Source organism: Streptomyces sp. NPDC048671 (genome assembly GCF_055587045.1).
Map to the genome: position 1 here is coordinate 287,979 of NZ_JBVJHB010000002.1, position 25,923 is coordinate 313,901.

Genomic DNA, 25,923 nt, shown 5'->3' on the forward strand with positions numbered 1-25,923 from the left:
CCTCATGGACCTGACGATCCTCTACCGCGGTCCGCTCGCGTCGTGTGACTACGACTGCCCGTACTGTCCGTTCGCCAAGCGGCGCGACAGCCGGGAGCAGCTGCGGGCCGACCGGGCCGCGCTGGAGCGGTTCACGGCGTGGGCGGCGGCGCGGACCGACGACCGGATCTCGGTGCTGTTCACCCCGTGGGGCGAGGGGCTGGTCCGCTCCTGGTACCGCCGGGCGCTGGTCGAGCTGGCCCGGCTGCCGCACATCCGCCGGGTGGCGATCCAGACGAACCTCAGCGGCCGTACGCGGTGGCTGGCCGAGGCGGGCGCCGCGGGCCGGGACAAGATCGCGCTCTGGTGCACGTACCACCCGGGCCAGACGCCGTACGAGCGCTTCCTGGCCCGGTGCGCGGAGCTGACGTCGCTGGGGATCCGTCACAGCGTCGGGGTGGTCGGTCTTGACGGCCATCTCGAAGAGGCCCGGCGGCTGCGGGCTGCGCTCCCCGAAGAGGTCTACCTCTGGGTCAACGCCGCGGAGGGGCACAGCTACACGGACGAGGAGGCCGGCCGGTGGACGGAGATCGACCCGTTGTTCCCGTACAGCCGTCATCCGCACCGCTCGGCCGGGCTGCCCTGCCGGACCGGTGAGTCGGTCATCTCGGTGGACGGGGACGGCACGGTGCGCCGCTGCCACTTCGTCCGGGCCGAGCTCGGCAATCTCTACGACGGCAGCTATCGCGGGGCGCTGGGCCCGCGGGCCTGCCCGCTGGCGGTGTGCGACTGCCACATCGGCTACGTCCATCTGGAGACACTGCCGCTGTACGACGTGTTCGCGGGCGGTGTGCTGGAACGCATCCCGGCGCGGACGCCGCATTCCGTCGAGCGGGTGGGGCCCTGATCGCGTCGCGCCCCTCAGAGCGGCAGCAGGTCCGGCCGCTTGGCCTCCACGTGGTCCCCCGAGGACTCGCCGCGCAGCCGGCGCCCGATCCACGGCACCAGGTACTCGCGGGCCCAGTGGATGTCGTCGCGCCGGACCTCCAGCGTTCCCCGGTGCGCCTGCGGCGGCCACTCCTGGTCGGGGTCGGCCGGTACGTCGACGCCGAGGACCTGGGCGGCGCGCAGCGCGACCCGGGTGTGTCCCTCGGGTGACAGATGCAGCCGGTCGCCGTCCCAGGCGCGCCGGTCCTGCACGGAGCGCAGCGACCACAGGTCGAGCACCGGGCAGTCGTAGCGGTCCGCGATGGACCGGACATGGGCGGTGTAGGTGGCGATCTTGCCGCGCAGATGGCGCAGCACGGGAACGCCGCGGGTGTCGAAGCCGGTGGTGACCATGACGGTGCCGACCGATTCGGTCAGCTCCGCGACAGCGCGCTCGAAGCGCTCGGCGACGTCGTCGGGGTCGGTGCCCGGCCGGATGATGTCGTTGCCGCCCGCGCAGAAGCTCACCAGGTCGGGGGCGAGTTCTCTGGCGCGGGGCACCTGCTCCTCGACTATCTGGTCGAGGAGACGTCCTCGTACGGCGAGATTGGCGTACCTGAAGTTCCCGTGCGCGGCGCCTGTGATGCCCGGTGCCGTTCCGGGGTCCGGGAGCTGGTCCGCGAGGATGACCGCGAACCTGTCAGCCCAGCCGACGAATGTCCCGTCGGGGCCGAGATCGCCGACTCCCTCGGTGAAGCTGTCGCCAATCGCCGCGTACGACTCGATGGCGCCCTGCCGGTTGATGACGCTCTGTCGGATGTTTCTCGAATCGTTTGCCACAAGGGCATATCCTGCACCGTCGAATGTGACCTACGCGACCGTAATACGGGCTTGACGGGTGGTGAGATAGACCACCCGGTCAGGTTTTGGTAAAGGGGGAATAAGCAGAGGGACGGTGCGCCGCCACGCACCGTCCCTCTATGTATTGCTCCGGTCCGGGTCACCGGACCGGTACTGCCTGGATCAGACGTTGATCCCGTGCGACGCCAGGTAGGCGATCGGGTCGACGTCCGAGCCGTACGCCGGACCCGTGCGGATCTCGAAGTGCAGGTGCGGGCCGGTCGCGTTGCCGGTGGCGCCCGAGAGGCCGACCTGCTGGCCCGCGGTCACGGTCTGGCCCGCCGAGACGGAGAGCGAGGACATGTGGCCGTACTGCGAGTAGTGGCCGTCGGCGTGCTTGATGACGACCTCGTTGCCGTACGCGCCGCCCCAGCCGGCGGTGACGACGGTGCCCGAGGTGATCGCCTTCACGCTGGTGCCGGTGGACACGGGGAAGTCGATGCCGGTGTGGCTGCCGCTGGACCAGCTGGCGCCGGAGGCGCGGTAGGCGGTGGTGTGGTTGCCGGGAACCGGGTGGACGTAACCGGAGCCGGTGCTCTGCTCGGCCGGGGCCGAGGCCCCGTTGGACGCCTGGGCGTTGGAGGAGGACGCGGAGTTGGAGGCCGTGGGGGCCTTCGACTCGGTCTTGGCCGGAGCCTTGGAGGGGGCCTTCGACGGGGTGGTGGCGCCCGCGGAGGTGTGCGAGCCGGTGGTCGAGGCGTGGCCCCAGGCCTTGCCGCCGAGCGTCAGCTTCATGCCCGGGAAGATCAGGCTCGGGTCGTCGCCGACGACCTTGCGGTTGTCCTGGTACAGCTTCTCCCAGCCGCCCTTGAGCTTGTGCTCGGCGGCGATCTTCGACAGGTAGTCGCCGGAGACCACGGAGTACGTCTTGGTGCCGTCCTGCTTCTCCGCGACCTGCTTGGCCGGGGCGGCGTGCGTGGCGGCGGCCGAGTTCGCGGTGGCGGGAGCGGCCTGCTCCGCGGCGTTGGCACCGGTGGCGCCGAGCAGCGGAAGCGCGATGACGGCTCCGCCGGCGCTCGCGACGACGACGCCACGGGCGATGGTGCTGGACTTCGGACGGCGGTGCTTACCCGGTATGGGCATGAAGAATTTCCTCTCCGGCGCCTACGAGGTGAGCTGTCGGGTTCGGGCTGGAGATGCCCGGTCGCGGCTGGCGCGACTTCACCCCGAGCCGGCCGGATCGCTCCGGTCGGCGGCTTACCTGGTTCCCCCGCTCCTGCCACACGGTGAGTGGGTGCGAATTCCGGACGGCGGCAGGATTAGGCGTTCCATCCGGATTGAGAGCGAACGTAAGCGAGTGGGGACGGCGGAAACAAGCCACAGGTTCCACACCGGTTTCCCCTCCGGAATATCGGCGCGGAATTCCGGTCACACTCCGTGGATTACGGATCTTGGCTTTCCGCGCGGCGCACGGATTACCCATCCGGGGCGCCGCCACACACCGTCACGGATATGATCCCGCTCACGAGAGGGCGATCATCTCCCGCACAAGCAGGGCATGTTCGGCTAAAAGTCTCAATACGGACATGTCGCGTCTGTCGTTCGCGCCGGAGCCGCAGACCGGGACCCGCGCGGGAGTCCGTGCAGGGCCGTCACCGAGACGATTGCCCGAGAATCCGATGTCGTATCGTCACGGGAGTGGACCCGTCGGCGACACGCGTCGGCGGCAGAGCCTCCAGGAGTGACCGTGACGCAGCAGCTGCCGCAGACCCCGTCGACGGAACCCGAGCTGGCGGGGGTCCGTAATTTCCGTGACGTGGGCGGACTGCCCACCGCGGACGGCCGCCGGGTGCGGTACGGACGGCTCTTCCGCAGCGGTCACCTGGCGGGCGCCACCGCCGAGGACGCCGCGTTCCTGGGCGGTCTCGGCCTCCACACCGTCTTCGACTTCCGCAATGCCGCAGACCTCAAGCTGGACGGACTGGACGTCGAGCTGCCCGGCGTACGCAATGTGAACATCCCCCTCACCGACCCGGCGGACGGCGCCGAGTTCTGGCGGATGGTGCGCGACGGCAACACGGACGAGCTGCGCGGCCTCCTCGACGGCAGCAAGGGGACCGACCGCATGGTCGCCTCCTACCGGACGATCATCCTGGAGCGCACCGCCGAGCACAGCCGCGTGCTGCACGCCCTGGCCGAGGACAGCGTCCCCGCCCTGATGCACTGCGCGGCCGGCAAGGACCGGGCGGGGCTCTCGATCGCGGTCTCCCTGCTCGCGGTCGGCGTCGGGCGCGAGGCCGTCGAGGCCGACTACCTCAAGTCCAACGACACCCACCGCCGCTACCGGGTGCGCCGCAGCGACACCTCGGCGGCCGGGATGTCGCCCGAGGTGATGGAGCTCCTCAGCCCGCTCTTCGGCGCCCACAGCGAATATCTCGCCGCCGCCTTCGCCACGATCGACGAGACCTGGGGCGGCACCGACCGCTATCTCTCCGAGGGGCTGAAAATCACCCCCGAGACCCGGGAGCGGCTGCGCGAGCGGCTCCTCGACGACGCGTGACCGGCCGGCCGGGCCACCGAGTCCCCCGCTACTGGTTGTGCATCCCCACCGCGAACAGCAGGTAGAGGAAACCCGCGATGACGTGCCCGGCCACCAGATAGGCGAACAGCCTGATGACGAGCCCGCGCGGCATCCGGCTCTCCTGCGAGGACGACTCCTTGCGCTTGGCCGGGCTGAGCGGGTCATAGTTCTCGGAATCGGACATGACAGTCCTCTCTGGCGACCGGACGTGCCGGTGGCGGGGACGGCGTCTCAGCGACGGTGGATTCCGCTGCCGAGGCACAGCTCGGCGGCGGGGCTCTGCAGCAGGGTGTGGACGAAGAGCAGCTCGACGCCCTCGCGCTCCGGCGCCGCGATCCGGTGCGGGGTGAGCGAGTCGAAGTGCGCGCTGTCGCCGGGGCCGAGGTCGTGCACGGTGTCCCCGAGGGTCACCCTGAGGTGCCCGGCCAGGACGTACAGCCACTCCTCACCGGGGTGGACGCGCACCAGGTCGCCCTGCGCGCCGTGCGGGACCCGGACACGCAGCGCCTGCATCGCCCGGCCCGGACCACCGGCCTGCTGGTACATCCAGCCGTCGGCCTCGGCCCCCTCGAACTTCCGGGCCCGGACGATCGCGTCACGTTCCGGTGGGATCTCGCCCAGCAGTTCGGAGACCGTCGTACCGTAGATCCTGGCAAGTCCGAGCAGCATCGGCAGCGAGGGCTGCCGCCGGCCCGTTTCGAGCCGGGACAGATGGGCGGGCGAGAGCCCGGCGCGCTCGGCGGCGGTCTCCAGGGTGAGCCCGCGGCCGCGGCGCAGATCGCGCAGGCGTGGCGCGACGCCGGGCAGCTCGTCGGCCACCCCTCCTTCTGGAGGATTCATGCCTCCATTGGGCCAGGAACTTTCCTCGGAGGCAAATTCCTTGCCTCCGAGGCAAACTCTTTGCTGATCAGCGGTTGGCGACCGCCTGCTTCACCAGGGTCCGGCCGAAGTCCCACATCAGCCCGCCGTTGTGCGCGTCGTCCATGACCGCCGTGAACGCGGTCATGAACCGGTCCACGTCCGTCTCGTCGAGGACGAGCGGCGGAATCAGTTTGATCACTTCGAGGTGGTCGCCGGAGACCTGGGTGAGGATCCGGTGCTTCTGGAGCAGCGGCACGACCACCATCTGCGCGAAGAGTCCCTTGCGGGCCGCCTGGAGCATGGTCCAGCGGCTGCGCAGCTTCAGCGACGACGGCCGGCCGAACTCGATACCGATCATCAGCCCGCGCCCCCGCACCTCGTGCAGCAGCTCGTAGCGGCCGACCAGGGCGGCCAGCCGCTCGCGCAGCAGATCACCGGTGCGGCGCGCGTTCGCCACGGTCTCCTCGTCCTCCATCACGGCGAGGACCGCGAGCCCGGCCGCCATCGCCTGGGCGTTGGAGCCGAAACTGGCCGAGTGGACCAGCACCCGGTCCATCGACGAGTAGACGCGTTTGAAGATCCAGTCCTTGCCGAGGGTCGCCCCGACCGGCACATAGCCGCCGGAGAGCGCCTTGGCGACGCAGACCAGATCCGGTTCGACCCCTTCCTCGTGCTGGTAGGCGTAGAAGTCACCGGTACGGCCCAGACCGGTCTGCACCTCGTCGGCGATGAGCAGGGCCTTGTGCTTGTGCAGCAGCTCCTGGGCGGCGCGCAGGAAGCCGGGCGGCGAGGCGTGCACGCCCTTGCCCTGGATCGGCTCGACGACCAGGCCGGCCACATCGCCCCGCTTCAGCTCGCGCCGCAGTGCGTCCAGGTCACCGAGCTCGATGGCGGTGTCGGGCAGCAGGGGGGCGAAGCCGTCCCGGAACCCGGCCTCGCCGTTGACCGAGAGCGAACCGGTGGTCAGGCCGTGGAAGGCGTGCGCGCAGTACAGGATCCTCGGCTTCCCGGTCGCGTACCGGGCGAATTTGAGCGCCGTCTCGACGGCCTCCGTACCGCTGTTGCCGAAGAACACCCGGTCCAGGTGCGGGCTGTGCGCGAGCAGCTTCTCGGCCAGCAGCCCCGGCAGCGGCTGGCAGTCGAAACGGGTGAGGTCGGCGAGCGAGGCGTCCAGGACGTCGTGCAGCGCCCTGCGTACGACGGGGTGGTGCCGGCCGAGCCCCATCACCCCGAAGCCGGCCAGCATGTCCAGGTAGTCGTTGCCCTCCGCGTCCCAGAAGTGCGCGCCCTCGGCCCGTTCGTAGACCTTGTCGAAGCCGATGGTGTGCAGCATGCGCGGGAGCTGGTGGTTGAGGTATTTCGTGTGCAGCTCGTAGCGCTCGGCGCCGCGCTCCGCGAGGAGCCGCGCCAGATCGAAGCCCTTGGGCTCGTCGTCCTTCATGCCCCGCTCTCCTTGTGCCCGTTGCCCAGGGCGTTGCGCCCGTTGTACCCGTCATCGACGGGGAGTCCGTTTCCGCCGGCCGCGACCGGCTTCCCGGTGGCCAGGGTGGCGCTGATCCGGCCGGCGATCTCGACCGGTGTGAGTCCGACGTCGGCCAGCACCTCGGCGCGTTTCCCGTGGGCGAGGAACTCCTCGGGAATGCCGAAGGTGCGCAGCGGTACGTCGGTCCCGGTGTCCCGCAGGGCCTGTCCGACCGCCGAGCCGACGCCGCCCGCCCGGCTGTTGTCCTCGACGACGGCGACCAGCCGGTGCCGGGCGGCGAGCGGGGCCAGCTGCTCGTCGACCGGTTTGACCCAGCGGGGGTCGACCGCGGTGCAGCGGATGCCGGCGCCCGCGAGCAGATCGGCGGCCCGCAGACAGACGGGGGCCATGACGCCGACCGCGACCAGCAGGACATCGGGGTCCTCGTCGCGGTGCAGTACGTCCATGCCGCCGATCCGGCCGATGGCGGGGACCGGCTCCCCCACCGACTCCTTGGGGAACCGGATCACGGTCGGCGCGTCATCGACGTCGACCGCCTCGCGCAGCTGGGCCCGCAGCTGGTTGGCGTCGCGCGGTGCCGCGATCCGTAGCCCCGGCACGGCCTGGAGCAGGGACATGTCCCACATGCCGTTGTGGGACGCCCCGTCCGGGCCGGTGACCCCGGCCCGGTTGAGGAAGGTGGCGTAGACGGCGACGACGGGGTGCAGTCCGCCGGTCGCCAGTCCCGCCGCGGAGACGGCCGCGTGCTGCTCGGCGATCCCGACGTCCCAGACCCGGTCGGGGAACGCCTCGGCGAACTTCGTCAGCCCCACCGGGTGGAGCATCGCGGCCGTGATGGCGACGACGTCCGGCCGCTCGGCCCCGATCGCGGCGATCTCGTCCCCGAACACCGAGGTCCAGGACGGACCGGCCGCCGGGGCGAGCGGGGCGCAGGTCTGCGGGTCCATCGCGCCGACGGTGTGGAACCGGTCGGCCTCGTCCTGGAGGGCGGGCTGATAGCCGCGGCCCTTCTCGGTGATGCAGTGCACGAGCACCGGGCCGTGGAAGCGCTTCGCCCGGTGCAGCGCGGACTCGACGGCGGCGGTGTCGTGCCCGTCGATGGGTCCGACGTACTTCAGGCCGAGGTCCTCGAACATGCCCTGCGGGGCGAAGGCGTCCTTGAACCCCTTCTTGGCGCCGTGCAGCGATTCGTAGAGCGGCTGCCCGATGACGGGCGTCTGCTGGAGGACGCCCTTGCCCCAGGAGAGGAAGCGTTCGTAGCCGTCGGTGGTGCGGAGCGTGGCGAGGTGGTCGGCGAGGCCGCCGATCGTCGGCGCGTAGGAGCGCTCGTTGTCGTTGACGACGATGATCAGTGGCCGGTCCCTGGCGGCGGCGATGTTGTTCAGCGCCTCCCAGGCCATGCCGCCGGTGAGTGCTCCGTCGCCGATGACCGCGACGACGTGGTCGGGGCGGCCCAGCACCTGGTTGGCCTTGGCCAGGCCGTCGGCCCAGCCGAGCACCGTGGAGGCGTGCGAGTTCTCGATGACGTCGTGCGCGGACTCCTCGCGGGAGGGGTAGCCGGAGAGGCCGCCCTTGCCGCGCAGCTTGGAGAAGTCCTGCCGCCCGGTGAGGAGCTTGTGCACGTAGCTCTGGTGGCCGGTGTCCCAGAGAATGCGGTCCGCGGGCGAGTCGAAGACCCGGTGCAGGGCGATGGAGAGCTCCACCACGCCGAGGTTCGGCCCCAGGTGACCGCCGGTCCTGGCCACGGCCTGTACCAGGAACTTCCGGATGTCCTCGGCCAGTTCGCCGAGTTGTGGTTCGTTGAGCGACTTGAGATCGTGCGGCCCCCGGATGCTCTGCAGAAGCGTCATGCCGGGCCCCCTCTCTAATCCTGTCTCAGCTCACGGTGACGGCGGGGACCCCCGATGGTGTCCCGGCGTCGTCCAACACGACCGGGTCGTTGTGCCGGACGTACGCGTCGTCGTCATCGACCGCACCGAAACCGGCGCGTGCCCGCCGACCGCCACCGACCCGGCCCGGATGCGCCGCGAGTGGCGGCGCATCGCGAGCGGCCGGGCCGGCGGCTCGGGGAGACCCAGTGGTACTGGTTCTCCGGCGGTCATCACATCACCGGTTCCCGCCGATGGTCTCCCGCGCGGCACGCAGGGATTCCTTCAGCGACCCCATGGTGGCGAGTACGGCGGTGGGCTCGTAGCCGCAGTGCGCCATGCAGTTGGCGCAGCGCGGGTCCTTGCCGCGGCCGTACTTGTCCCAGTCGGTCTCCTCGATGAGTTCCCGGTACGTCGGCACGTAGCCGTCGCTCATCAGATAGCAGGGCCGCTGCCAGCCGAAGAGCGAGTAGTTGGGAATGGCCCATGCCGTGCACGGGAAGTCGGCCTTGCCCTCCAGGAAGTCCAGGAAGAGCGGCGAGTGGTTCAGCCGCCACTTGGCCCGGTTGCCGCCCGCGAAGGACTTCTTGAACAGCTCGCGGGTCTGCTCGACTCCCAGGAAGTGCTCCTGGTCGGGTGCCTTCTCGTATGCGTAGGCGGGCGAGATCATCATCTCGTCGACCTTCAGATCGTCATTGAGGTAGTTGAGGACCTCGATGATGGTCTGCGGGGTGTCGGTGTTGAAGAAGGTGGAGTTGGTGGTGACCCGGAAGCCCCGGCGCTTGGCCTCCTTGATCGCGGCCACCGCCTCGTCGAACACTCCTTCCTTGGCAACCGATTCGTCGTGCCGCTCGCGCAGCCCGTCGATGTGCACGGCGAACGCGAAGTAGGGCGACGGCGTGAATTTCTCGATCTTCTTCCGCAGCAGCATCGCGTTGGTGCAGAGGAAGACGTACTTCCTCTTCGCCACCAGCTGACGGACGATTTCGTCGATCTGCGGATGCATCAGCGGCTCGCCGCCCGCGATGGAGACCATCGGGGCGCCCGATTCGAGCACCGCGCCGACGGCCTGGGCCACCGGCATGCGCTGCTTGAGAACTCCGGCCGGATGCTGAATCTTCCCGCAGCCTTCGCAGGCGAGATTGCAGGCGAACAGAGGCTCCAGCTCGACAATCAGCGGGAACTTCTCCCGCTTGCGGAGCTTCTGTTCAACAAGGTACGTCGCAATCTTGATGGTCTGACGGAGTGGCATGGCCATCTAGCTCACCTCCTGGGGAGCAGCAAAGATCGGTGCCATTCATAGAAAGCCGGTAGGACGGCACGGAGAACGCGGAATGCCGATATTCCACCGCGGACCGTGCCGATGCGGACGAGCTCATGCTGTGGAGCGTCCACGACCACCCGTACGGCCGCAACCGGGCGTGGCCCGGAGCGCAGGGCGGTGCGCAGAGTGGCGGCGGACTCCATGTCCACCGCGATCGCTCCCGTGGTCCGCAGCTCGGTCCGCTCATGCCCGCGTACGACGTGATCGGAGCCGGTCAGCGGACCGGTGTGGACGGTGTGTCCCGGTACTGCTCTGGCCAGTGCGTCGGCAAGCAGTTCGGTGCCGGTGCAGGCGGTCGACTCCCCGGCGAACCGGGTCTCGTCGGCCACGACCAGATCCCCGGGGTGCATGCCGGGCGTCAGCCCGGCACAGAACCCCGAGGCGATGACGGCGGCGCCGAACGCCCGGCCTTCGCCGAGCGCCCGCGCCACGGCGGTTTCGGCCGCCTTGGGCCCCATGCCCGTACGGAGTACGGTCACCGGGCCCGGGGCCTTGTCCGCCCTGCTCCTGCCGGTGCGCAGGGCCAGCTGTTCGATGCCGAGCGCGCAGGCGATCAGCAGCGGGGCGGCGGGGCCGGGCGGCCTCGCGGCTTCGCCCATCAGGCCCCCTCACGGAGGTCCGTGCGGCCGGCGAAGGGGTCGCCGTGCACGTACCGCCCGAGTGCGGTGAGCGGGAAGACCTGCCGGTAGAGGTGGTAGTTGATGGAGAAGTCCCAGGGGAAGCCGGTCCCGGTGAAGTACGGCTCGTCCCAGGAGCCGTCGGCCTGCTGGGTCTCGGTGAGCCAGGCGACACCGCGGGCCACGGCCTCGGTGTCCCGCCGGCCCGCGGCGAGAAGTGCCAGCAGCGCCCAGGCCGTCTGGGACGCCGTCGAGGCACCGTGGCCGATCCACTTGTCCTCGTTGTACGAGCGCAGGTCCTCGCCCCAGCCGCCGTCGTCGTTCTGGACGGACTCCAGCCAGCCGACCGCGCGCCGGATCGAGGGATGCGTCGCGGGCAGTCCGGCGGCGACCAGTGCGGGCACCACCGACCCTGTCCCGTATACGTAGTTGACGCCCCACCGGCCGAACCAGCCGCCTGCCACGTCCTGTTCGGCGAGCAGCCACTCGATGCCGCGCCGGGTGACGGGGCTCGCGGAGTGGCCCTCGATGGCGAGCATCTCCACCACGTGCCCCGTGACGTCCGCGGACGGCGGGTCGATGACCTCGCCGAAGTCACAGAAGGGCAGCCGGTTGGGGAACGGGCTGGTGTTGTCGGCGTCGAACGCTCCCCAGGCACCGTTGCGGGACTGCATACCGACGTTCCAGCGCACCCCCCGCTCGATGGCGGCCTCGATCCGTGCCGGATCCGGGTGGCGGACCCGGCGCAGCGCGAGGACCACTTCCGCGGTGTCGTCGATATCGGGGTAGTTGTCGTTGTGGAACTCGAACGCCCATCCGCCCGGCGGGAGTTGGGGCCGGCGTACCGACCAGTCGCCCGGCCGGGCGATCTCCTCGTCGAGCATCCAGTCGGCCGCCTTCACGAGCGCCGGGTGGTCGGGGCTGAGCCCGGCGTCGGCGAGCGCGATGGTGGCGAGACAGGTGTCCCAGACCGGGGACTGGCAGGCCTCGATCATGCGGGCGCCGTCCTCGCGCCAGACCGCGAACCGGTCCAGCGAGGCGAGTCCGGCCCGCATCACCGGGTGGTCGAGGTCGTAGCCCAGCAGATGCAGCGCGATGACGGAGTAGACGGCGGGCGGCTGGATCCCGCCCCAGCAGCCGTCGTTCTCCTGACGTTCGATGATCCAGCGGGCGGCCGCGTTCATGGCGAGACGCCGCACTCTGCGCGGGGCGATCCGGTGATAGAGGTGCAGCGCCTTGTCGAGGCGCTGGAAGACACCGTCCCAACTGGCCGCCGGAGCCGGGCGCCTGGCCGGGTTCGGTTCGCCCGGGTCGGTGTGCAGCTCGTCCAGCGCGAAGGGAGCGGGCCGCACCGGCCGCTTCGCGGAGACGACCGTGAGCGGCACGATGGTCTGGCGGGCCCAGCAGCCGAAGTCGTAGATATTGAGCGGGACCCACTTCGGGAAGAACATGAGCTCGGGCGGGAGCTCCGGCAGGTCGTCCCATTTCCACCAGCCGAACAGGGCCAGCCAGATCCGGGTGAACACCCGGCTCGCCGCGATCCCGCCCTGTTCCCTGACCCACCCCGCGGCGCGGGCCATGTGCGGGTCCTGTGGCCGGTCGCCGGCCAGCCGCAGTGCCACGTACGCCTCGATGGTGGCGGAGAGGTCCCCGGGGCCGCCGTGGAACGTGGCCCAGGTGCCGTCACCGAGCTGCTCGCCGCGGATGAAGCGGCCGGCCGCCTGGACCGTGGCGGAATCCTGGATTCCGAGGAACTGGCGCAGCAGGAGGTCCTCGGCGTCCATGGTGACGTTGGTGGCGAGGTCGCCCTTCCACCAGCCCTGCTCGTCCTGCTTGCCGAGGAGATGCTCCACCGAGCGTTCCGCGGCCCGCCGCGCGGCGGCGAGTGCGTCGTCCGCGGCGATGGTTGATTCGGTTGTCGGTCTACTGGCCGAGGCCGCGCGGGGATCCACAGCCCCGGTGCTTCCGTCGGTCGTCGCTGTCATGGCTTCCCCTTCGTGCAGTTGGTCCTCTGCTGTGCTGGGGTCTCCGTCGGCCGGCGCCCGTGACGAACGCCGGCCGGCGACTGCGAGTCATATGGACCAGATGGCGATCATCTCTTTCGTACGACGACGAAGTCCGCGAGCGCCGTGAGCTGCGCCCGCACGGTTTCGGGCATATCGACACCTTGCAGCGCCTCGATGGCGACCGCATGCTGACGACGCGCCTCCTGAGCGGTCCATTCACGGCCGCCCGCCTCCTCGATGAGCGCCGCACGGGCGGCGAACTCCTCTTCGGAGAAGCTGTCGAAGTCGCTGCTCTTCGCGTCGGCGGCGAGCAGCTCGCCCAGGCGCTCGGAGGCCGGTCCGCCCGCGGCGAGCGCGGCGACGACCGGCAGGGACTTCTTGCGCTGGCGCAGATCGCTCCAGGTCTGCTTGCCGGTGGTCTCCGGGTCGCCCCAGATCCCCAGCAGGTCGTCGACCGCCTGGAAGGCGAGGCCAAGGTGGTAGCCGTACGCCTCCAGGACGTCGGCGGTGCGGTCGTCGGCGCCGCCGAGCACCGCACCGATGGAGCAGGCGCAGGCGAGCAGGGCACCCGTCTTGTTGCCCTCCATCTCCAGGCACTCCTCGACGGTGACCCGCTCGCGGTGCTCGTAGGAGATGTCCTGGGCCTGCCCGTCGATGAGCTTGCGGGTGGCCGAGGTGAGCCGCCGGGCCGCGCGGCCCGCCTCGACCGTCCCCAGCTCCAGCAGGACCTCGTTGGCCAGCGCGAAGAGCGCGTCGCCGACCAGGATCGCCTGGGCGGGGCCGTGCACCTTCCAGACCGTGTCGCGGTGGCGCCGCTGCTCGTCGCCGTCCATCAGGTCGTCGTGCAGCAGCGAGAAGTTGTGCACGAGCTCGACGGCCACGGCACCGGGGATACCGGCCTCCGCGGCGGCCCCGGCCGCCTCGGCGGACAGCAGGGCCAGCGCCGGGCGCACGGCCTTGCCGCCGTCGCCGTCGGAGGGCCTTCCCTCGGCGTCGATCCAGCCGAAGTGGTAGGCGGCCACGGTGTCCATGGGCGGTGCGAGCCGGTCAACGGCGGCCCGGAGCACCGGCGTGGAAAGGGCCCGTCCGCGCTCCAGAAGCGCGGTGACGTCCGTGGTGTCCGCCACGGTGTCGGAAGCCGGATTCGCCGGGGTCACTGACTCTCCTCTTGTTCCGGTGGTACTGCTCATGCCGCCTCCTGCAGCGGATGTACGTGGGGGTGGCCGAGTGCCAGGAGTGCGGCGTCCGCGGCGCCGGCACCGCTGCGGACGGCGCCCTCCATCGTCGCCGGCCAGCCGGTGGCGGTCCATGCGCCGGCCAGGAAGAGGCCGGGCGCCCGGGTCCGGGTCCCTGGCCGCAGCCTGCCGACTCCGGGGGCGGGCGCGAAGGTCGCCGTCCGCTCCCGGGTGACGAAGAAGTCCCTGATCCCCGCGCCGCGAGCGGCCGGCAGCAGCCGCTCGAGCTCGGGCAGGTAGCGCGCGCGCAGCTCGGCGACGGGCAGGTCGATCTCCTCGACGGCCGCGGACTGGGAGACCGCGAGGTACTGCCCGGGTCCGGTGAGGCCCGAGGCCTCGGTACGGTCGAAGACCCACTGGACCGGTGAGCCGATCGCGGTGAAGAACGGCCGCCGCAGCACCTTGCGGTCGTAGACCACGTGCACGTTGAGGATCGGCGAGTTGCCGATCTCCAGCAGCCGCTCAGGCGCGTCGAGCGCGCCCTCGGGCAGCAGGCCGTGGGCCTCGTGCTGCGGTACGGCCAGCACGACGGTGTCCGCCTCGGTCCGCTCGGCCCCGGTGTCGACCACCCAGCGGCCGTCGTCGGCGCGGGTGAGCGATCCGGCCTTCGTCCGCAGTTCGGTGCGGACACCTGCGGAGTCCAGGGCCCTGCGGCTCAGCGTGTCGTGGATGTCGCCGAGCGGCACGCTCGCCCAGCCGATGTCGGCGGCGCCGGGATCGGAGAGGAGGCCGGTCTTGAAGACCTTCGCGGCGAGCGCGAGCGAGGAGTTCGGCGCGGTGGCGTTGAGCGTCGCGACGCCGACCAGGTCCCAGAGGGCCTCGACGGTGCGCGCCGACTGGCCGTGCCGGGTGAGCCAGCTGCCGAAGTCGATGTCGTCCAGTGCCGGATCGTCCGGGTCGAGCCGGCCGAGGGCCAGCGCGGCGCGCCCCACGCTCGCCCGCTCGGCGAGCGAGAGGTGCGGGTATCCGGCGAGTCCGGCGGCGAGGTGGAACGGGACCGGCAGCCCATTGCGGCGCAGCCGCCCGAGCCGGGGTCCCGCGAGCCGTCCGACGTCGAGAACGGGCACGTCCAAACGGTTTTGCAGAGGGGCCAGGCGGGCGCCGTCCACGCGGTCGAGGAACCAGCGGTAGGCGTCGCAGCAGCGCAGATAGACATGCTGGCCGTTGTCGACCGTCAGTTCGCCGCGCCGGAAGGAGAAGGCGAGGCCGCCGAGGCGGGGCCGCCCTTCGAGCAGGGTCACGTCAAGCCCGGCGTCGGCCAGACGCAGGGCCGAAGTGATGCCGGCGAGCCCGCCGCCGATCACCACCGCCCGGGAGGAGCGCAGGCTGCCGTCCGTCATGAATCCCCCTCTCGCCAGGTCTTTCCCGTCAGGGACGCAGTGGTACGGCCGGGGGTTGACCGGCGTCCGGACTGATCATCCATGGTGCTCATGGTGCGCGAGATGTCGGTGAGGCGCATTCAGACACGCCCCCTGGCCGTCCGGCGCGAGACGTAGCGGGCGTCGAGACCCGACAGGCCGCGCACCGCCACGTATGCCTTCTCGTGGCCCGGCAGCGAGACCCGGCCACGCAGCACCGCCTCGGGGTCGCGCTCGATCCGGTCGAGGAGCCTGCGGTAGATACCGGCCATCGCCGCCACGCACGCACCGCTGCGCCGGTCCAGCATCGGCAGCAGCCGGTAGCCCTCGGCGAACAGGGCGCGGGCGCGCCGGACCTCGAAGTGGATCAGTCCCGCGAAGTCCGAGCCGGGCGGCGGGGTGGCCCGGTGGAAGCCCTCGGAGCAGCCGAACTTGGCGAGGTCGTCGGCGGGCAGGTAGGTGCGCCCGTTGCCCGCGTCCTCGCGGACGTCGCGCAGGATGTTGGTCAGCTGGAGCGCGAGGCCGAGCGTGTCGGCGTACTCCGCGGCGCGTTCGGCGCCGGGCGCGCCCGGTTCCGTACCGAAGACGCCCAGACTGAGACGGCCGATGGCGCCCGCGACGCACCGGCAGTAGGTCTTGAGGTCGTCCCAGGTCTCGTAGGTCGCGCCGCGCACGTCCATGAGCACTCCGTCGATGAGCTCGTCGAGCCCCTCCAGCGGCAGCGGGAACCTGCGGGCGGCGTCGGCGAGCGCGACGGCCACCGGATCGGTGTCGTCGTCGTCGACCGCGCCGTCCCGTACCCGGTCCAGCAGTGTGCGGGTGCTCTCCAGGCGGACGCGCTTGGTCTCCGGCTCCAGCTCGCCGTCACCGATGTCGTCGACACGACGGGAGAAGGCGTACAGCGCCGACATGGCCTGTCGCTTCTCGGCCGGCAGCAGCCTGATGCCGTACGCGAAGTTCCGCGCCTGCTGTCCGGTGACCGTCTCGCAGTAACTGTATGCGGCCTGTACCGGTGCCGACATGTACGTCGTCTGTCCCTCCACGGTCCGGCTCACCCCTCTCTACGCGCTCTTCGCAAGACAACTCCCACCTCGCGCAGCAGGCTGGGCTTGGTGGGCTTGGGCGGTCCGGGCAGTACATCGAACCCGGCGGCCGCGATCGCGGTGAGGGCGGCACGCCCCCCACCCACAAATCCGGCGAGAAGCAGCTTGAGCCTGCCGTGGACGCTACCCACCAGGGGGGTGCCTTCATTCAGCAGATCCCCGGCGCGTTCCGCCTCGTACGCGACCAGCGCCCGCACCGATGCGCCCGCGGAGGGCGCCGCCAGATCGGATTCGGCCACATGGAACCTTGCCATGTCGTCGGCCGGCAGGTAGATCCGGTCCCGTCCGAGGTCCTCGGTGACGTCCTGGAGGTGCTCGGCGATCTGCAGCGCGGTGCAGACGGCGTCGGAGCGGCGGATCCGTTCGGGGCTCGCGGTCCCGGTGAGCTGGAGGACCAGGCGGCCGACGGGGTTCGCGGAGAGCTCGCAGTAGGCGAGCAGTTCCTCGTACGTCCCGTAGCGGCGGATCTTCTGGTCCTGCCGGTTGGCCTCGATGAGGCCGAGGAAGGGTTCGGGCGTGAGCGAGCAGCGCCGCACGGTGGGGCGAAGTGCCTGCATGAGGGGGTGGTGCGGGGTCTCGCCCGTGGTGGTGAAGATCCGGCGCAGGTCGGTCTCCAGCGCGTCGAGCATCGCGAGCCGGTCCTCCCCCTGGGCCGGGTCGAGACCGAGGTGGCGGGCATCACCGCCGCCGGGGGCGAGATCGCCGTCGCCGATGTCATCGACGAGGCGGGCGTAGCCGTAGACGGCCATCAGGTCGTCGCGCCAGGCGCGCGGCAGGAAGAAGGGGGCCACCGGGAAATTCTCGTCGGCGGCCTTGTCAAGGGTTCCGGGTACGTCGGAATCGAGCCGCGTCCGGCGGGCACGCGTCACTGCGGACCGCCCTGCACGGGGACGGCGTGAGCACCTCGGAGCTGGAGATCATCCGTCATAGCCGTCACATCTCCCGTTCTACACTGCCGACCCAAAACAACCCATTCCGGACACGCCGCCCGCCCTCCCCAGTGCGGAGGACCCTGAAGGCCTTCCACTCAGGCGGTATCGCCCCACTTGCAACGAATCAGCACCGGTACAGCTTACGTTGTACAACGCTCATCGATACGCCGGGGTACGGGACGCAGAACGAGTGCGCGCTGTGCCGTGCCAACTTTCCCCGTGCGCAGGTAAATTGACGTCATCCGGCGGGAGGAGATCTTGCCGGGCGGCATACGACGAGCCGTGGAGGCCCGGAGTCCGGTCCACGGTCCGGACACACACAGTGGCCTGCGCCGGAGTCGTCCGGCGCAGGCCACTGCCCTGCGGAAATCGGGGAGGCGTTACTTGCCGGTCTCCCGCTCGTACGCCTTGAGGACCTCGTCGGTCGGACCGTCCATCAGCAGCTCGCCCTTCTCCAGCCACAGCACCCGGTCGCAGGTGTCCCTGATCGACTTGTTGCTGTGGCTGACCAGGAAGACGGTGCCGGCCTCCTTGCGGAGCTCGCGGATGCGCGCCTCGGAACGGATCTGGAACTTCCGGTCACCGGTCGCCAGGGCCTCGTCGATCATGAGGACGTCGTGGTTCTTGGCGGCCGCGATCGAGAACCGCAGCCGGGCGGCCATGCCGGAGGAGTACGTCCGCATCGGCAGGGTGATGAAGTCGCCCTTCTCGTTGATTCCGGAGAAGTCGACGATGTCCTGGTACCGCTCCCGGATCTCCTCGCGGCTCATCCCCATGGCGAGTCCGCCCAGGACGACGTTGCGCTCCCCGGTCAGATCGCTCATCAGCGCCGCGTTCACCCCGAGCAGCGAGGGCTGGCCGTCGGTGTAGACCTTGCCGTGCTCGGTCGGGAGCAGACCGGCGATGGCCCGCAGCAGGGTCGACTTGCCGGAACCGTTGGTCCCGATGAGACCGATCGCCTCGCCCCGGTAGGAGGTGAAGGTCACGCCGCGCACGGCGTGCACCTTGCGGACCCCGCGCTCCTCGCCCTTGCCCCGGCGCAGCATCCGGTTCAGTGCCGCGGTGGCGCTGCCCTTGCCACCGCCGCCGCTGACGCGGTACACGATGTGCACGTCGTCGGCGATCACGGTGGGGACGCGCGCCCCGGTGTTGTCCTCAGCCACGGCCGTACCGTTCCTCTGCCTTCCAGAAGTACACGAAGCCCACGATGCCCACCAGGAGCGCCCAGGCGAGGCCGACCGCCCAGACGTGCGAGGGCAGGTTCTCGGAGCCGTAACCGTCGATCAGCGCGAACCGGACCAGGTCCATGTAGATGGCCGCGGGGTTGTACTGCAGCACATCGGCGATCCAGGCCGGCTTCTTCTCCAGCATCACCGGGATGGAGAACATGACGCCCGACGCGTACATCCAGGTCCGCATGACGAAGGGCATCAGCTGGGCCAGGTCGGGAGTCTTCGCCCCGAGCCTCGCCATGACCAGCGCCAGACCGGTGTTGAAGAAGAACTGCATCACCAGGGCGGGAATCACCAGCAGCCAGGACAGCCGGGGATAGCTGCCGAAAGCCACGGTGACCGCGACCAGCACGATCATCGAGTACAGCAGCTGCTGGAGCTGCTGGAGCGAGAAGGAGATGGGCAGCGAGGCACGCGGGAAGTGCAGCGCCCGCACCAGCCCGAGGTTGCCGGAGATCGCGCGGACGCCGGCCATCACCGAGCTCTGGGTGAAGGTGAAGACGAAGACCCCGGTCACCAGGAACGGAATGAACACCTCCTGGGTCATCCCCCTCTTCGTGCCGAGGATCAGGCCGAAGATGAGGAAGTACACCGCGGCGTTCAGGAGCGGGGTGGCCACCTGCCAGAGCTGCCCGAGCTTGGCCTGGCTGTACTGCGCGGTCATCTTGGCCCGGGAGAACGCCATGATGAAGTGGCGCCGCCCGCGGAGCTGGCGGATGTACTCGAGGAGTCCGGGCCGGGCACCGCTGACTGTCAGACCGTATTTCGCGGCCAGCTCGGCCGCGCTCAGGCCGTCGTCGGCTGATGGCGGCTTGCTCAGCGCAACCGCACCATCATGGGTTGTGTCACTCACCAGATGAAACTCTCGTATTCAAAATGCGCAGCCAGTCGCGGGCGCGGCTCAGGGCGGACAGGTCCCGGTAAAAAAAATACGCCTCATGCTCCCAGAGGCGAGCCTCTCAGATGACCGGAGGGCGGCCTAGTCTGGTCAGCCGCCACACCGTACGCCACTTCATGGGGCGCCGCGGTCCGCAGGGCTTCGACCAGCCTTCCCGGAAGCCGCCGAACCAGGCCTTCAGCGCCGGGCCGGACGGCCTGCGGAGCAGAGTCAGCAGCAGCCAGACACCGAGGTACACGGGGACCAGCGGCGCGGGCAGGTTGCGGCGGGCCAGCCAGACCCGGTTGCGGGCCACCATGCGGTGGTAGACGGCGTGCCTGGACGGGGCGGTGGTGGGGTGGTTGAGCACCATGTCGGCGCGGTAGTCGATCAGCCAGCCGGCGTCCAGCGCCCGCCAGGCGAGATCGGTCTCCTCGTGCGCGTAGAAGAAGTCGCCGGGCAGCGGGCCGACCTCGGCGATGACCCGGGTACGTACGGCGTTGGCGCCCCCGAGGAACGTCGTCACCCGCGACGAGCGCAGCGGGTCGGCGGCGCGCAGCCTCGGCACGTGGCGCCGCTGGGTCTCCCCGGTGTCCGGGTCGGCGATCCGGAAGCTGATGATGCCGAGCTTGGGATCGGCGCCGAACGCCTGCCGGCACAGCTCCGCGGTGTCGGTGAGCGGCAGCAGCCCGTCGTCGTCCAGGAACAGCAGGGCGTCCACGTCGGCGCCGGACGGCCCGAAGGCCTCGATGCCGACGTTGCGGCCGCCGGGAATGCCCAGGTTCTCGGGCAGCTCGACGGTGCGCACGCCCGCGGGGACGTCCGGTACGGGAGAGCCGTTGCCGACGACGACCACCTCGATCCGGTCGCCGTCCTGCCCGGCGACCGAATCGAGCAGGGCGCGCAGCTCGGCCGGGCGGTTGCCCATCGTGATGATGACCGCGCCGAGTTTCATGGGGGCGCTCACTTCAGCCTGCTCGATGCCAGGACCGACACGAGGTGGAGGAGGGTCTGCAGCAGAGCGATGCCGGCCAGCACCGCGACCGCGAGGCGGCTGAAGAAGAGGTCGTCCCTGACCGAGTCCAGGACGGCCGCGACCAGGATCACCAGCGATGCCTCGACGCAGAGGATCAGCCGGTGGAACTTGAGCGCACCGGCGGCCCGGCGGGCGAACGCCATTCCGGACGAGCGCGGCTCGGACGCCGCCTCCTTGACCGGCGGCAGACCGCCCTGGTGGCGTGCGACACCGACGAGGTCGGTCTCGGCCTTGATCAGGATGGCGCCCAGGGCCGCGAGTGTGCCCAGGAAGGCCCACAGCCAGTCGATCCGTCCGCTGCCCCACAGGTCGGCGGCGCGCAGCCCGAAGCCGACCAGCACGGCCGCGTCGCAGAGGTAGGCGCCGACCCGGTCCAGATAGACCCCGCCCAGCGAGAACTGCTTCTTCCAGCGGGCCAGCTCGCCGTCGACGCAGTCGAGCAGCAGGTAGAGCTGGACCATGAGCACGCCGAGCAGCGCACCGGTGATCCCCGGAACGAGCAGGGCCGGAGCGGCGAGCACACCCGCGACGGTCATCAGGTAGGTCAGCTGGTTGGGCGTGACCTTGGTGTTGACCAGGTACCGGTCCACACGCAGCGAGACCTCGCGCATGTAGATCCGGCCCGCCCAGTGTTCACCGCTGCGCCGGTCCTTGACGCCCGGGGGGTGAACGACCGGGCGAAGTTCAGCTACTGATGGTCTTGGCATAGTCGGCGTACGCGTCCCTGATCTGGTCGGTGGACAGGCTGAGGTGTTCCAGGACCGTGAAGCGTCCCGGACGGGTCTGCGGGGCGTAGTCGACGGCCTGGACGAACTCGTCGGCGGTGAAGCCGATCTCCGTGGGCAGGACCGGAAGGCCGTGCCGGCGAAGGACCTCCGCGAAGAGCCCCGACGCCTCGTGGGCTCCGCGCAGGTGCATGGCGAAGGCGGCGCCGAGGCCGACCTGCTCGCCGTGGCTCGCGGCCCGCTTGGGGAAGAGCAGGTCGAAGGCGTGGCTGATCTCGTGGCAGGCGCCGGACGAGGGCCGGGTGTCGCCGCTGATCGAGATGGCGATGCCGGAGAGCACCAGCGACTCGGCGAGGACGGTGAGGAACTCGTCGTCGGCGACGGTGCCGGGGTGGCGCAGCACGGCTTCGCCGGCGGTACGGGCCATGGCGGCGGCCAGTCCGTCGATCTGCTCGTTGTTGACCTGGTGCGAGAGCTCCCAGTCCGCGATCGCGGAGATGTTGGAGATCGCGTCACCGATGCCGGAGCGCACGAAGCGGTCGGGGGCCTCCCGGATCACCGAGAGGTCGATGACCATGGCGATCGGCATCGGGACGCCGTAGGAGCCGCGTCCGTTGTCGTTGTCCAGGGTCGCTACGGGTGAGCAGAGTCCGTCGTGTGCGAGGTTCGTGGCGACCGAGACCAGCGGCAGGCCGACCCGGGCCGCGGCGTACTTCGCCACGTCGATGATCTTGCCGCCGCCGAGACCGACCACGGCGTCGTACCGCTTGCCCTTGATGTCGTCGGCCAGCTGTACGGCGGCGTCGATGTTGCCGCCCGCGACGCAGTACCAGTCGGCGCCCGGCAGGGCCGGTGCGAGCTTCTCGCGCAGGGCCTGTCCGGAGCCGCCGCTGATCGCGATCGCGAGCTTGCCGGAGGCGGAGATCCGCTGGTCCGCGAGGAGACCGGCCAGATCGTCCATGGCGCCCCGGCTGATGTCTACGAAGACCGGGGACGGGATGAGCCGGGTCAGTACTGGCACGCGATTTTCCTGCCCTTCTCGAGGTCGTCGTGGTTGTCGATCTCGACCCAGGTGACCTCACCGATGGGTGCCACGTCGACGGTGAAGCCGCGGTTGACGAGCTCCTGGTAGCCGTCCTCGTAGTAGAGGTCCGGGTCGCGCTCGAACGTCGTCTTCAGGGCGTCGGCGAGCGCCTCGGCGGCCTCTGCCTCGATGAGGGTGACGCCGATGTACTCGCCGGTGGCGGTGGCCGGGTCCATCAGCTTGGTGATCCGCTGAACGCCCTTGCCGTCCTCGGTGATGACCTTCATCTCCTCGTCGGCGAGGTCCTTCACCGTGTCGAGGGCGAGGATGATCTTCTGGCCCTTGCCGCGCGCGTCCAGCAGGGTCCGCTCGACGGAGACCGGGTGCACGGTGTCGCCGTTGGCGAGGATCACACCGCGCTTGAGGACCTCGCGGGCGCACCACAGGGAGTAGGCGTTGTTCCACTCCTCGGCCTTGTCGTTGTCGACGAGGATGATCTTGAGGCCGTACTTCGCCTCCAGCTCCTCCTTGCGGTCGTAGACGGCTTCCTTGCGGTAGCCGACGACGATCGCGACCTCGGTGAGGCCGATCTCGGCGAAGTTGGCCAGCGTGAGATCGAGGACGGTCTTCTCGCCGTCCACCGGCACGAGAGCCTTGGGAAGCGTGTCGGTGTAGGGGCGCAGGCGCCGTCCTGCGCCGGCTGCCAGTACGAGGCCGATCATGCGGGTTCTCCTTCGTCGTGAACGGCGGGTGCCCCGGAGGACACCCAGAAGCGGATGGACTCCACCAGCACGACCAGTGCCACAACCACCGCGAGAGCGGTGAGTGCCACGGTGAAGCCCGAGGCTCCGGTGAGTACGGCGGCGAGTACGGCCACCACCAGGGTGCGGCCCTCGTGCCCGCCGATCGTTCGCACCAGCCACTGGGGCGGCGCGCCGGTGCCGCCTCGAATGCGGTACACCGTGTCGTAGTGATGGTAGGCGACGGCCGATACGAGTCCGAAGGCCGCGGGAAGCGCCCCGTCGATGTCGCTGCGGGCGGCCAGCGCGAGGATCGTGCAGTACTCGGCCGCGCGGAAGACCGGGGGTACGAGCCAGTCGAGCGCGCCCTTGAGGGGGCGGGCCACGGCTATGCCGGAGCAGATCGCGTAGAAGAGCGCGGCGACGATCATCTGCCGGCTGCCGAAGGGCTGCTGGAGCGCGGCGGCGATCAGTGCGCCGGCGCCGACGACCGCGACCACCGGGGCGGTCCAGGCGCCCGGGATCCGGGGGCCGCGGGCCGCCACGAGCTGGGCGAGCGGGCCGGAGTCCGCGAGGTCCGCGAGGGCCTGGGCGGCCCGGTCGGTGCGGCGGGCCCTGCGGGTCAGGGAGCGCAGCAGCCGGCCCGCCGTGGTGTAGCAGGCCGCGAAGGCGCAGCCGACGAGCAGTGCGTAGAAGACGATCCGGGGGGTGGTGAGCGCGGTCAGTACGGCGATCATCGCCCAGCGCTCGCCGATCGGGAGCACGATCATCCGGCGCAGCCAGACCGTCCAGCCGACGCTGTCGAGCTTGTCGGAGAGGGCGGCGGTGGGGCTGGAGTTCGCCACCGCGTCGTGGTTCGCCTCGTTGAACGAGAAGTCGATGACGTGGCGGCAGGACTGGAGCACCATCGCGCCGAGCGCCAGGGCCCAGACGTCGTCGCCGCCGCGGGCGGCTCCGAGTGCGAGGCCCGCGTAGTAGGCGTACTCCTTGGCGCGGTCGAACGTGGCGTCCAGCCAGGCGCCCATCGTCGAGTACTGGAGCGAGTAACGGGCGAGCTGCCCGTCGGTGCAGTCCAGGACGAAGGAGAAGAGCAGCAGCAGCCCGGCCGCGACATATCCGCCGCGGGTGCCGGTGGCCGCGCAGCCGGCCGCGACCAGGGCGGTCAGCAGCGACGCGGTGGTGACCTGGTTGGGGGTGAACCCGCGGCGCGCGCACCAGCGGGCGATGTAGCGCGAGTACGGGCTGACGCAGTACGTGGTGAAGAAGCCGTCGCGGGCCTTGACGGCGCTGCGCAGCCGGACCGCCTCGTCATCCACGGCGGCGACGCCGCGGAGCGCGGTGGCGCGGGCGGCCTCGTCCACCGGAACGGCCGCGACGAGTGAGCCCAGCTCCGGGCGCTGCACCTCGGCGCCCTCGGCGTCCATCGTGGCGGCGAGCCGGCCGGGCACGGTGCGGTCGAGGACCGTGGCGGTGCCGCCGGGCGGGCCGGTGGGCACGCCCGCGCCGACCGCCGCGCTGGTGCTGTCCAGGGCGCGGACCAGTGCGGGACGCGCCTCGGGCTGCACGGTGAGCGCGCCGGGCACGGTGGCGGCGGGGAAGCGGGGGTCGGTCAGTCCGAGCCGCAGGGCGTGGACATGGCCGACGAAACGGGGGTCGACGAGCGCGACCCGCCTGTCGGCGGGGACGGCGGACAGCAGCCGCGCGGCCTCGCCGACATCGGCGGCGGCCTGGACGTCGAAGCCCAGTGACCGCAGATCGGCCTCGATGGACGATCCGGGTACCGGAGCACCTGTGAGAATGGCGGTCGACAGACGAACTCACTCCTTGGTGCTGACATGGGTCGGCGCGCGACGGCACGGCCCCGATGCGGGCCGGCGGCATGTCGGCAGAGGCTATCGGATGAACGGAAGCGGGAGTTCACTGCCCGTTTATGCTCCGTTCCGGGCGGACCTGGATCATGCGGCGCCGTCCGCGATCATCATCGTCGATGGCTGCCTCGCCTGACAAAACGCGGTGGGACGGATCCGCTGCCTGCCCGGTGGATCAAGGCCGGCCAGGCCCTAGTCTGACCCGCATGACATGGCTGATCACAGGCGGAGCTGGATATATCGGGGCACATGTGGTGCGGGCCATGAAGGGGGCCGGGGAGCGGGTGGTCGTTCTCGACGACCTCTCGACCGGCAACCCGGACCGGCTGCCCGCCGAGGTCCCGCTGGTGCGGGGCTCGACGGCCGACCGCGCGCTGCTGGACCGGGTACTGGCGGAGCACGCGGTGAGCGGCGTCATCCATCTCGCGGCGAAGAAGCAGGTCGGTGAATCCGTCGAGAAGCCGCTCCTGTACTACCGGGAGAACATCGGCGGGCTGACCGTCCTCCTGGAGGCCGTCGCGGCCGCCGGCGTGCGCAGCTTCCTGTTCTCCTCGTCGGCCGCGGTGTACGGCGTACCGGAGGCGGAGCTGATCACCGAGGAGGCACCCTGCGAACCGATCAATCCGTACGGCGAGACCAAGCTCGCCGGGGAGTGGCTGGTGCGGGCGGCCGGGCAGGCTCACGGGCTGTCCACCGGCTGTCTGCGCTACTTCAACGTGGCGGGCGCGGCCGAGCCGGAGCTGTCGGACACCGGCGTCTTCAACGTGATCCCGATGTTCTTCGAACGGCTGACCCGCGGTGAGGCCCCGCGTATCTTCGGTGACGACTACGCCACCCCGGACGGCACCTGCATCCGTGACTACATCCACGTCGCCGACCTCGCCGACGCGCACCTGGCTGTCGCCGGGCGGCTGGCCGCGCAGGACGGACCCGGGGACCTGACCGTCAACATCGGCCGCGGCGAGGGCGTCTCGGTGCGCGAGCTGGCCGATCTGGTGGCGGAGGTCACCGGTCTCGACCGGAAGCCCGAGTCCGGGCCCCGCCGGCCCGGGGACGCGTCGAAGGCGGTCGCGTCCTGCGACCGGATCTCCGGCGAGCTGGGCTGGTCGGCCCGGCGCGGGGTGCGCGAGATGGTCACGTCGGCCTGGCAGGGTTGGCTGCTGCACCACCCCGCGCCGTCCGCCCCGTGAGCTGTCCGTCGCTCTGACCATCACCCGTCAACCGCTCTGACCTGCAACCATTTCCGCAGGTCAGAGCAGTTGACAACGGTGTTCACTGCCGTGTTGCCCGATACCCCCCGCCCGTAG

At 70.5% G+C, this 25,923-nt stretch carries 23 protein-coding genes, 1 pseudogene and 1 riboswitch; of the genes and pseudogenes, 3 read left to right on the forward strand and 21 right to left on the reverse strand.

The window, feature by feature from the left end; all coding sequences use genetic code 11:
• Positions 1–4 precede the first annotated feature (4 nt).
• Entirely contained in the window at positions 5–886 is an 882-nt protein-coding gene (locus ACZ6S6_RS05715) for an STM4011 family radical SAM protein (protein ID WP_469704109.1), read from the forward strand.
• A 14-nt stretch (positions 887–900) separates the two neighbouring features.
• Here ACZ6S6_RS05715 and ACZ6S6_RS05720 read toward each other — a convergent pair whose 3' ends face one another.
• The gene (locus ACZ6S6_RS05720) at positions 901–1,746 is read right to left on the reverse strand and encodes an SGNH/GDSL hydrolase family protein (protein ID WP_362952686.1); all 846 of its coding nucleotides are present in this window, start codon (positions 1,744–1,746) and stop codon (positions 901–903) included.
• Between the two features lie 183 nt (positions 1,747–1,929).
• The gene (locus ACZ6S6_RS05725) at positions 1,930–2,889 is read right to left on the reverse strand and encodes a M23 family metallopeptidase (protein ID WP_469704110.1); all 960 of its coding nucleotides are present in this window, start codon (positions 2,887–2,889) and stop codon (positions 1,930–1,932) included.
• A gap of 3 nt (positions 2,890–2,892) precedes the next feature.
• Positions 2,893–3,053: riboswitch (cyclic di-AMP (ydaO/yuaA leader) on the reverse strand.
• A gap of 440 nt (positions 3,054–3,493) precedes the next feature.
• Between ACZ6S6_RS05725 and ACZ6S6_RS05730 the strand changes: the two genes are divergently transcribed.
• Entirely contained in the window at positions 3,494–4,306 is an 813-nt protein-coding gene (locus ACZ6S6_RS05730; RefSeq protein WP_362952682.1) for a tyrosine-protein phosphatase, read from the forward strand.
• Positions 4,307–4,334: 28 nt separating this feature from the next.
• Here the strand turns inward: ACZ6S6_RS05730 and ACZ6S6_RS05735 are convergent, their stop codons facing one another.
• The 19 genes and pseudogenes from ACZ6S6_RS05735 to ACZ6S6_RS05825 form a co-directional block, all read right to left on the reverse strand.
• The gene (locus ACZ6S6_RS05735; protein WP_362952680.1) at positions 4,335–4,511 is read right to left on the reverse strand and encodes a DUF6126 family protein; all 177 of its coding nucleotides are present in this window, start codon (positions 4,509–4,511) and stop codon (positions 4,335–4,337) included.
• A gap of 47 nt (positions 4,512–4,558) precedes the next feature.
• Positions 4,559–5,167, reverse strand: coding sequence for a helix-turn-helix domain-containing protein (locus ACZ6S6_RS05740; protein WP_362952678.1), 609 nt, complete (start codon positions 5,165–5,167; stop codon positions 4,559–4,561).
• Between the two features lie 67 nt (positions 5,168–5,234).
• Positions 5,235–6,629, reverse strand: coding sequence for an aspartate aminotransferase family protein (locus ACZ6S6_RS05745; protein WP_362952676.1), 1,395 nt, complete (start codon positions 6,627–6,629; stop codon positions 5,235–5,237).
• Positions 6,626–8,521: a 1-deoxy-D-xylulose-5-phosphate synthase gene (locus ACZ6S6_RS05750; protein WP_469704111.1), complete on the reverse strand. Its 1,896-nt coding sequence runs from the start codon at positions 8,519–8,521 to the stop codon at positions 6,626–6,628. The genes ACZ6S6_RS05745 and ACZ6S6_RS05750 overlap by 4 nt, the downstream gene beginning before the upstream one ends.
• A gap of 96 nt (positions 8,522–8,617) precedes the next feature.
• A pseudogene (locus ACZ6S6_RS05755) lies at positions 8,618–8,773 on the reverse strand (flavodoxin-dependent (E)-4-hydroxy-3-methylbut-2-enyl-diphosphate synthase); the annotation flags it as partial.
• A gap of 4 nt (positions 8,774–8,777) precedes the next feature.
• Positions 8,778–9,797, reverse strand: coding sequence for an adenosyl-hopene transferase HpnH (gene hpnH, locus ACZ6S6_RS05760; RefSeq protein ID WP_362952672.1), 1,020 nt, complete (start codon positions 9,795–9,797; stop codon positions 8,778–8,780).
• A gap of 5 nt (positions 9,798–9,802) precedes the next feature.
• Positions 9,803–10,462: a phosphorylase family protein gene (locus ACZ6S6_RS05765; protein ID WP_362952670.1), complete on the reverse strand. Its 660-nt coding sequence runs from the start codon at positions 10,460–10,462 to the stop codon at positions 9,803–9,805.
• Positions 10,462–12,465 carry a squalene--hopene cyclase gene (shc, locus tag ACZ6S6_RS05770; protein WP_362952668.1) on the reverse strand — a complete coding sequence of 668 codons (2,004 nt, stop codon included), beginning with the start codon at positions 12,463–12,465 and terminating at the stop codon, positions 10,462–10,464. The genes ACZ6S6_RS05765 and shc overlap by 1 nt, the downstream gene beginning before the upstream one ends.
• A 107-nt stretch (positions 12,466–12,572) precedes the next feature.
• Positions 12,573–13,676, reverse strand: a complete 1,104-nt coding sequence (locus tag ACZ6S6_RS05775) for a polyprenyl synthetase family protein (RefSeq protein ID WP_362952666.1) — start codon at positions 13,674–13,676, stop codon at positions 12,573–12,575.
• A complete protein-coding gene (hpnE, locus tag ACZ6S6_RS05780) occupies positions 13,673–15,061 on the reverse strand; it encodes a hydroxysqualene dehydroxylase HpnE (protein WP_469704112.1) in 1,389 nt (462 codons plus the stop codon). The genes ACZ6S6_RS05775 and hpnE overlap by 4 nt, the downstream gene beginning before the upstream one ends.
• A gap of 119 nt (positions 15,062–15,180) precedes the next feature.
• Positions 15,181–16,101, reverse strand: a complete 921-nt coding sequence (gene hpnD / locus ACZ6S6_RS05785) for a presqualene diphosphate synthase HpnD (protein ID WP_362952662.1) — start codon at positions 16,099–16,101, stop codon at positions 15,181–15,183.
• 29 nt (positions 16,102–16,130) lie between these two features.
• Positions 16,131–17,051 carry a squalene synthase HpnC gene (gene hpnC, locus ACZ6S6_RS05790; RefSeq protein ID WP_362952660.1) on the reverse strand — a complete coding sequence of 307 codons (921 nt, stop codon included), beginning with the start codon at positions 17,049–17,051 and terminating at the stop codon, positions 16,131–16,133.
• A 443-nt stretch (positions 17,052–17,494) separates the two neighbouring features.
• Entirely contained in the window at positions 17,495–18,277 is a 783-nt protein-coding gene (locus tag ACZ6S6_RS05795; RefSeq protein WP_362952658.1) for an ABC transporter ATP-binding protein, read from the reverse strand.
• Complete coding sequence (locus ACZ6S6_RS05800) at positions 18,270–19,199, reverse strand: ABC transporter permease (protein ID WP_362952656.1); 930 nt, start codon at positions 19,197–19,199, stop codon at positions 18,270–18,272. The genes ACZ6S6_RS05795 and ACZ6S6_RS05800 overlap by 8 nt, the downstream gene beginning before the upstream one ends.
• Positions 19,200–19,305: 106 nt before the next feature.
• The gene (locus tag ACZ6S6_RS05805; protein ID WP_469704246.1) at positions 19,306–20,178 is read right to left on the reverse strand and encodes a glycosyltransferase family 2 protein; all 873 of its coding nucleotides are present in this window, start codon (positions 20,176–20,178) and stop codon (positions 19,306–19,308) included.
• Between the two features lie 8 nt (positions 20,179–20,186).
• Complete coding sequence (locus tag ACZ6S6_RS05810) at positions 20,187–20,966, reverse strand: CDP-alcohol phosphatidyltransferase family protein (protein ID WP_362952654.1); 780 nt, start codon at positions 20,964–20,966, stop codon at positions 20,187–20,189.
• Positions 20,944–22,005, reverse strand: coding sequence for an iron-containing alcohol dehydrogenase family protein (locus ACZ6S6_RS05815; protein ID WP_362952652.1), 1,062 nt, complete (start codon positions 22,003–22,005; stop codon positions 20,944–20,946). Before ACZ6S6_RS05815 ends, ACZ6S6_RS05810 begins: the two co-directional genes overlap by 23 nt.
• Positions 21,993–22,730, reverse strand: a complete 738-nt coding sequence (locus tag ACZ6S6_RS05820) for a phosphocholine cytidylyltransferase family protein (RefSeq protein WP_469704113.1) — start codon at positions 22,728–22,730, stop codon at positions 21,993–21,995. Before ACZ6S6_RS05820 ends, ACZ6S6_RS05815 begins: the two co-directional genes overlap by 13 nt.
• A complete protein-coding gene (locus tag ACZ6S6_RS05825) occupies positions 22,727–24,331 on the reverse strand; it encodes a DUF5941 domain-containing protein (RefSeq protein ID WP_469704114.1) in 1,605 nt (534 codons plus the stop codon). Before ACZ6S6_RS05825 ends, ACZ6S6_RS05820 begins: the two co-directional genes overlap by 4 nt.
• 491 nt (positions 24,332–24,822) lie before the next feature.
• On the opposite strand from ACZ6S6_RS05825, the gene galE reads away from it, so the two are divergent.
• Entirely contained in the window at positions 24,823–25,806 is a 984-nt protein-coding gene (gene galE / locus ACZ6S6_RS05830) for a UDP-glucose 4-epimerase GalE (RefSeq protein WP_469704115.1), read from the forward strand.
• The last annotated feature ends 117 nt before the right edge of the window (positions 25,807–25,923 follow it).